Origin of the sequence: Mycobacterium sp., assembly GCF_035603715.1 — a bacterium.
In the GTDB taxonomy this organism is placed as follows: domain Bacteria; phylum Actinomycetota; class Actinomycetes; order Mycobacteriales; family Mycobacteriaceae; genus Mycobacterium.
Genome location: NZ_DATNJW010000350.1, coordinates 1 through 7,431, shown reverse-complemented (window position 1 = coordinate 7,431; position 7,431 = coordinate 1). Strand labels below are relative to the sequence as shown.

Sequence of the window (7,431 nt, the reverse complement as noted above, 5' to 3'; positions counted from 1 at the left end):
GTCACCCGCGATGAGGGGGCGGTCGGCATTCTGCATGCCGCCGGGCTGGATCCCTGGGTGATTGACTTCGGCTCGCCCGATCAGATCGAAGGCGGGATGCGCCGGAATCTGGCCGACCACATCGTCGCGCTGAGCGAAGCCCTCGACGCCATGGCCGACATCACCGGGCGCGACGTACACCTGATCGGCTATTCGCAGGGTGGGATGTTCTGCTATCAGGCGGCGGCCTACCGGCGCTCGAAGAGTATCGCCAGCATCGTGACGTTCGGCTCACCAGTTGACACACTGGCAGCGCTGCCGATGGGGCTTCCACCGAACATTGCTCCGGGCGTTGCCACGTTCATGGCGGACCACGTCTTCAATCGGTTGGACATTCCAGGTTGGTTGGCGCGCACCGGCTTTCAGATGCTCGACCCGCTCAAGACCGCGAAGGCGCGGATTGATTTCGTTCGGCAGCTCCATGACCGTGAGGCGCTGCTGCCCAGGGAAGCCCAGCGTAGATTCCTGGAGTCGGAAGGTTGGATCGCCTGGTCCGGACCCGCGATCTCCGAGCTGCTCAAGCAGTTCGTCGCGCACAACCGGATGATGACCGGCGGTTTCGCCATCAACGGCCAACTCGTCACGCTGACCGATATCACTTGCCCCATCTTGGCTTTCGTGGGCGAGGTTGACGACATCGGTCAGCCGGCCGCGGTGCGGGGTATCCGCCGTGCCGCGCCCAACGCCGAGGTCTACGAATACCTGATCCGGACCGGCCATTTCGGCTTGGTCGTCGGATCCAAAGCGGCACACGAGTCTTGGCCGACCGTCGCCGATTGGGTGCTGTGGATCTCCGGAAACGGTGACAAGCCCACGGACATCTTCCCAATGGCCGATCAGCCGGAGGAGCCATCCGATCGCGGTGTCGCACTCAGCTCCCGGGTGCTGCACGGCCTGGGCGAGGCCTCCGAGGTGGCATTGACCTTCGCGCGCGGAGCGGCCGACGCCGTCTTCGCGGCGAATAAATCGGTGCGCACCTTGGCCGTCGAAACCGTTCGCACGCTGCCCCGATTGGTTCGCCTGGGCCAGATCAACGACCACACCCGGATCTCGTTGGGCCGGATCATCGGCGAGCAGGCGCACGATGCTCCCAACGGCGAGTTTCTGCTCTTCGACGGCCGCGTGCACACCTACGAGGCGGTGAACCGGCGTATCGACAACGTCGTGCGCGGCCTGATCGCAGTCGGAGTCCGCCAAGGCGAGCACGTCGGGGTGCTCATGGAGACCCGGCCGAGCGCGCTCGTGGCCATCGCCGCGCTGTCACGGTTGGGTGCCGTCGCGGTCCTGTTGAAGCCCGATATCGATCTGGCTGCTTCGGTGCGGCTCGGCGGAGTGAGCGAAATCATCACCGACCCCACCAATCTCGAGACCGCGCGGCAATTACCCGAGCAGATCCTGGTCCTCGGTGGTGGTGAGTCGCGCGATCTAAACCTGCGTGATGACGCCAACGTCATCGACATGGAGCAGATCGATCCCGACGCCGTCGAGTTACCGGCTTGGTACCGGCCTAACCCGGGCTACGCGCGCGATCTCGCGTTCATCGGCTTCAGCACCGCAAGCGGCCAACTCGTCGCCAAGCAGATCACCAACTACCGCTGGGCGTTGTCGGCCTTTGGCACCGCCTCGACCGCCGCCCTGGGACGCACCGACACCGTGTACTGCCTCACCCCCCTACACCACGAGTCCGCGTTGCTGGTCAGCCTCGGCGGAGCGGTCGTCGGCGGTACCCGGATTGCGTTGTCTCGCGGGCTGCGGCCCGAGCAATTCGCGGCCGAGCTTCACCAATACGGCGTCACCGTCGTCTCCTATACCTGGGCGATGTTGCGCGACGTCATCGACGACCCGGGATTTGCCTTGCACGGCAACCATCCGGTGCGGTTGTTCATCGGCTCGGGTATGCCGACCGGTCTGTGGCAGCGCATCACCGACGTGTTCGCGCCCGCGCACGTCGTCGAGTTCTTCGCGACGACCGACGGGCATGCGGTGCTGGCCAACGTCTCCGGCGCCAAGATCGGCAGCAAGGGCCGGCCGCTGCCGGGAGCGGGACGGGTTGAACTGGGCGCCTACGACGCCGAGCATGACCTGATCCTGGAGAACGACCGCGGACTGGTCCGCATCCCGGACACCAATGAAGTCGGTGTATTGCTCGCCGAGCCCCGCGGGCCGATCGATCCGACTGCGTCGATCAAGCGCGGCGTCTTCGGGCCCGCCGATACCTGGATTTCCACCGAGTACCTGTTCCGCCGAGACGCCGACGGCGACTTCTGGTTGGTCGGCAGGCGCGGCTCGACGGTGCCCACCGAGCGCGGCGTCGTTTACTGCGATCCGATCACCGATGCACTCGGGCTGCTGCCCGCGGTCGATCTCGCCGTGACGTACGGGGTGTCGAGGCACGGTCACCAGGTCGCGGTGACCGCGCTGACGACGCGACCAGGAGCGACGATCACCGCCGCCGATCTCACCGAAGCCGTTGCCGCCATGCCGTTTGGATTGGGACCCGACATCGTGCACGTGGTGCCGGAGCTGAAGCTCAGCGCGTCGTACCGCCCAACGGTCAGCGCACTGCGGGCCGGCGGCATTCCCAAAGCGGGGCGGCACGCGTGGTTTTTCGACGCCGCGGCGAATCAGTTCCGGCGCCTGACCGGTCCCGCGCGAGCGGAGTTGTCCGGTGCGCAATGAGCTTGGGAGAGAATGTGATTGACGAGGAGTTGCTGAGCATCCTGGTGTGCCCGGCCGACCGGGGCCCGCTGGTGCTCGTCGACGATGCCAACGATCAGCTGCTGTACAACCCGCGGCTGCGCCGCGCCTATCGCATCGAGGACAACATCCCGGTGTTGCTGGTCGACGAGGCGGTCGAGGTCGGCGACGACGAGCACGCGCGCCTCATCGCGAAGGCAACTCCGGTAAATCCCCAGTGAGGTAGCGCTGCAGGTTCGGCGCGATGGTGTCGGCGACCTGTTGTGCGGGTAGCGATTTGAAGGGCTCCAGCTCCAGGATGTAGCGCGCCATGACGACGCCCACCAGTTGCGAGGCGACGAACTGAATACGGATGATGCCGCTGCCCGGCGGATCGTCGACGCGGGAGCCGACTTCGACCGCGATCACGTCCTGGATGAAAGTGCGGAACAGGTTGACCTCCGAGCCCGCCAGGATCGATCGCAGTGTGGCAATGAAACTCGCGCCGACCTCGGAGTCCCACAGCGTCAACAACGTCGACGCTAATCGGTGACCAAGTTCTCCAATGGGCACCTCGCGCAAAGGGCCGATGACGTCCATCGGATTGATCGGGATGTGAACCGCCGCGGCGAACAGTTGCTCCTTCGTGCCGAAGTAGTGATGCACCAACGCCGAATCCACGCCGGCGGCAGCGGCCACCGCCCGTATCGATGTGTTTTTAATGCCATTGCGGGCAAACAGGTCCCGGGCGCAGGCCAGAATTTTCTCGCGGGTGTTCGAGCTGCCCGCGGGCCGGCCCGGACGCCGGCGTCCGGCACTGGTGGCAGTCACGTCAGGGTGTCTCGCGCCGAAGGGTCGCGGCGGCCAGGCACAGCGCGGCGAGCGCAAAGCCCAGCACGACCGCGATGTCGCGGACCGCGACGCCGGTCAGATCGCTATGTGCGCCAACTTGTTGCAGCGCCTCCAGCGCGTAACTGGCCGGCATCGCATTGCTGATCCACTCCAGCCAGGTCGGCATCAGTGCGCGCGGCACGATGATGCCGGCCAGCAGCAATTGCGGCACCATCACCAGCGGAATGAACTGCACTGCCTGAAACTCTGTGCGCGCGAACGCACTACACAACAATCCAAGGCCGACGCCGAGCACCGCGTTGGCAATCGCGATCACGAACACCCAGAACGGACTGCCGGCCGTGTCGAAGCCGAGAAGCCAAAACGCCACGGCGCACGCCACGGTGGCTTGCACCGCGGCGGCGATCGAAAAGGCTGTTCCGTAGGCGATCAACAGGTCGAGCCGGCGCAAGGGAGTGGTCAGTATGCGCTCCAGCGTTCCCGAAGCCCGTTCCCGCTGCATGGTGATGGCCGTGATGATGAACATCACGAAAAGCGGGAAGAGGCCCAGCAGGATCAGGCACGCGTTGTTGAACGGCGTCGGGGCCCCCGGCCGGTGCGGGGCATTCTGAAACATGAAGTACATCAGCGTGATCACCAGCACCGGCACCGCCAGGATCATCGCGATGCTGCGGTGATCGGCGGCCAGCTGACGCAGGATCCGCAGCGTGGTCGCGCTATATGGTTTCAGGTTCCCGCGCCGTCCTAACCCGCTCGGCGCTTCGTGCTGCGCCTGATGATGGACAGAAACGCGTCCTCCAGTGACGTGCATCCGGTGTCCTCTCGTAGTTGGTCCGGGGTGGTCTGTGCGACCAGGTGGCCATCTCGCATCAGCAACAGGTCACCGCAGTGGTCGGCTTCGTCCATCACATGGCTCGAAACCAGCAGGGTGGTCCCGCCGCGCGCCAGGTCGGTGAACTGCTCCCACAGATCCGCACGCAACACCGGGTCCAAACCCACGGTTGGCTCGTCGAGGACCAGTAGCTCGGGTTGGCAGACCAACGCACACGCCAGCGACACCCGGGTGCGCTGACCACCGGATAAGTTGCCGCAGTAGGCGGTGCTGTGATCGCTGAGACCCACCCGCTCGATGGCGGAGTCGGCGGCGTGGCCGTCAAAGCCGTAGAGCGCTGCGAAGTATCGAACGTTGTCGACGATCCGCAAGTCGTCGTAGATCGTGGGGTCCTGCGGCAGGTAGCCGATCCGGTGCCGCAACGGCGCGGACCCGGCAGGCAAACCGAGCACCCGCACGGTGCCCGACGCGATGATCTGGGTGCCGACAATGCATCGGATCAGTGTGGTCTTTCCGCAGCCCGACGGTCCGAGCAGACCGGTGATACTGCCGCGGGCCACCCGCACCGAGAAGTCGTGCAGCGCAGGCCGTTTGCCGCGAATCACCCGCAAGTGGCTGATGTCGATCGCTGCTTCGTCACCCGTCGACCTTAATTCATCGTTTGATGAAGTCATCATATGATGAATATTCACCCCTGCTGGTCGGCTGTCAAGAGTCCCGTGCAGAATCTGTCCGGTGGGCGCTGACCAACTTGCGGTCGACCCGGTCGAAGCCGCGCATCGACTACTCGGCGCAACCCTCACCGGTCGTGGCGTTACCGCGACAATCGTCGAGGTCGAGGCATATGGCGGGGGACCCGATGGCCCATGGCCGGACGCCGCGGCGCACTCATACCGCGGTGTGACTGCCCGCAACACGGTGATGTTCGGCCCCTCCGGCCGGCTCTACACCTATCTCAGTCATGGCATCCACGTCTGCGCGAACGTGGTCTGCGGGCCCGACGGAATCGCGGCCGCCGTCCTGCTCAGGGCCGCAGTCGTCGAAACCGGGTTCGACATCGCACAGTCCAGGCGTGGAGCGGCGATCCGCACACGCGCGCTGGCGCGGGGACCGGGGAATCTGTGCTCGGCGACCGGGATCGCGATGGCCGACAACGGAATTGACCTATTTGATAGCGACAGTCCAATACGATTGACGCTCAACGATGCGTCCGAAGCCAGTTCGGGACCTCGGGTCGGTGTCAGCCAGGCCGCCGACCGGCCGTGGCGGCTGTGGTTGCCCGGCCAGGCGGCGGTCTCCGCCTACCGGCGCAGTCCACGAGCGCCGGCACCGGGCGCCAGCGACTGATTCGACGCGCCGTCCCGGTCGCCCGTCGCGGGCGCGTCTCAGAGATGCGCGAAGATCTATCACTGTGGGCGCTGAAATCGTCGAGGAACTGAACTGGCGTGGACTGATCGCACAGTCCACCGACCTTGACGCGCTGACCAAGGATGCCGCCGACGGTCCGATCACCCTGTATGCGGGGTTTGATCCCACCGCGCCGAGTCTGCATGCCGGTCACCTGGTGCCGCTGTTGACGCTGCGCCGTTTTCAACAGTCCGGCCACCGGCCGATCGTTCTTGCCGGCGGCGCCACCGGGTTGATCGGTGATCCGCGCGAGACCGGCGAGCGGGTGCTCAACACCGACGAGACCGTCCAGGAATGGACCGGGCGAATTCGCGGACAGCTCGAGCGATTCGTCGACTTCGACAGCTCACCGACGGGCGCCATTGTCGAGAACAACCTCGAGTGGACCAGCGCAATGTCGGCGATCGACTTGCTGCGCGATGTCGGTAAACACTTCTCGGTCAACGTGATGCTGGATCGAGACACCATTCGGCGACGGCTGGAAGGTGAGGGGATCTCCTACACCGAGTTCAGCTACATGCTGTTGCAGGCCAACGACTACGTCGAACTGCATCGACGCCATCGGTGCGTGCTTCAAATCAGCGGATCCGATCAGTGGGGCAACATCATCGCCGGCGTCCGGTTGGTGCGGCAGAAGTCGGCCGCCGCGGTGCATGCCCTCACGGTTCCGTTGGTGACATCCGCGGACGGGACGAAGTTCGGAAAGTCCACTGGCGGGGGCAACCTGTGGCTGGACCCCGAGATGACGACGCCGTATGCCTGGTACCAGTACTTCGTCAACACCGCCGACGCCGACGTCATCCGGTACCTGCGCTGGTTCACCTTCCTGTCGGCCGACGAGGTGGCCGAACTGGAGGCGGTTACCGCAGAGCGACCGCAGCAGCGCGAGGCACAACGCCGATTGGCGCGCGAACTCACGACCCTCGTGCACGGCGAGCACGCCACCGAAGCCGTCGAACACGCGAGCGCGGCATTGTTCGGGCGTGGGGAACTGGCCCGCCTGGACGACGCCACGTTGCGGGCCGCTCTGCGGGAGACGTCGATCGCCGAGCTGACAGCGGGAACACCGGACGGAATCGTCGACCTGCTCGTCGCCAGCGGCCTGGCACCAAGCAAAGGGGCCGCGCGGCGCACCATCGCCGAGGGCGGGGCGTACGTCAACAACACCAAAATCGACGACGAGACCTGGGCGCCGCAACCCACCGACTTCCTGCATGGACGGTGGCTGGTGCTACGCCGCGGCAAGCGAAACATCGCCGGAGTCGAGCGCCTCGGCTGACCTTGGCGCAGCCCGAAACACGCCGTCTAGCAGCTTGTTTGACTGCGAGTTTCCGGTCGCGTAACTTAATCGCGTCGCCGCGACACGGTCAGTCCGTCGAGCGCGGCGATGTCCAAGAGGGAAGTTCCACTTCGGTGGTGTGCTTTCGTCGTCCGTACAGCGAGTGAGCGGCCAAGAGCCGCGGGTCTTGTTGCGCGGCCGGTTGGGGTGTTGTTTGAGAACTCAATAGTGTGTTTGGTGGTTTTGTTTTTGTTGTTGTTTTTTTGGCCGCGTTTCAGCGCCCCGTGTTGGGACGTGGTTTTTTGATGCCAGTTTTTGGTGTCTTGCTTTGGTCAGATTTTCTCTG

7 protein-coding genes are annotated in these 7,431 nt (G+C 65.0%); 4 read left to right on the top strand and 3 right to left on the bottom strand.

The annotated features are described in order from the left end of the window. A partial coding sequence (locus VN856_RS14565) for an acyl-CoA synthetase (RefSeq protein WP_325690187.1) occupies positions 1-2,718 on the top strand: 2,718 nt, incomplete at its 5' end. A gap of 14 nt (positions 2,719-2,732) precedes the next feature. Then, the gene (locus tag VN856_RS14560) at positions 2,733-2,957 is read left to right on the top strand and encodes a Trm112 family protein (protein ID WP_325690191.1); all 225 of its coding nucleotides are present in this window, start codon (positions 2,733-2,735) and stop codon (positions 2,955-2,957) included. Here the strand turns inward: VN856_RS14560 and VN856_RS14555 are convergent. Genes VN856_RS14555 through VN856_RS14545 form a run of 3 tightly spaced genes read right to left on the bottom strand, consistent with a single transcriptional unit; the run spans position 2,923 to position 5,076 of the window. Continuing rightward, on the bottom strand, positions 2,923-3,546 hold the full coding sequence (locus tag VN856_RS14555) for a TetR family transcriptional regulator (protein ID WP_325690186.1): 624 nt from the start codon (positions 3,544-3,546) through the stop codon (positions 2,923-2,925). The genes VN856_RS14560 and VN856_RS14555 overlap by 35 nt on opposite strands. A 1-nt stretch (position 3,547) precedes the next feature. Then, positions 3,548-4,297 carry an ABC transporter permease gene (locus tag VN856_RS14550; RefSeq protein WP_325690189.1) on the bottom strand — a complete coding sequence of 250 codons (750 nt, stop codon included), beginning with the start codon at positions 4,295-4,297 and terminating at the stop codon, positions 3,548-3,550. Between the two features lie 14 nt (positions 4,298-4,311). Continuing rightward, positions 4,312-5,076 carry an ABC transporter ATP-binding protein gene (locus VN856_RS14545; RefSeq protein WP_325690184.1) on the bottom strand — a complete coding sequence of 255 codons (765 nt, stop codon included), beginning with the start codon at positions 5,074-5,076 and terminating at the stop codon, positions 4,312-4,314. Positions 5,077-5,134: 58 nt separating this feature from the next. Here VN856_RS14545 and VN856_RS14540 point away from each other — a divergent pair, with 58 nt between their 5' ends. Then, positions 5,135-5,746: a DNA-3-methyladenine glycosylase gene (locus VN856_RS14540; protein WP_325690182.1), complete on the top strand. Its 612-nt coding sequence runs from the start codon at positions 5,135-5,137 to the stop codon at positions 5,744-5,746. Positions 5,747-5,810: 64 nt separating this feature from the next. Next, complete coding sequence (tyrS, locus tag VN856_RS14535) at positions 5,811-7,085, top strand: tyrosine--tRNA ligase (protein ID WP_325690180.1); 1,275 nt, start codon at positions 5,811-5,813, stop codon at positions 7,083-7,085. Positions 7,086-7,431 lie beyond the last annotated feature (346 nt).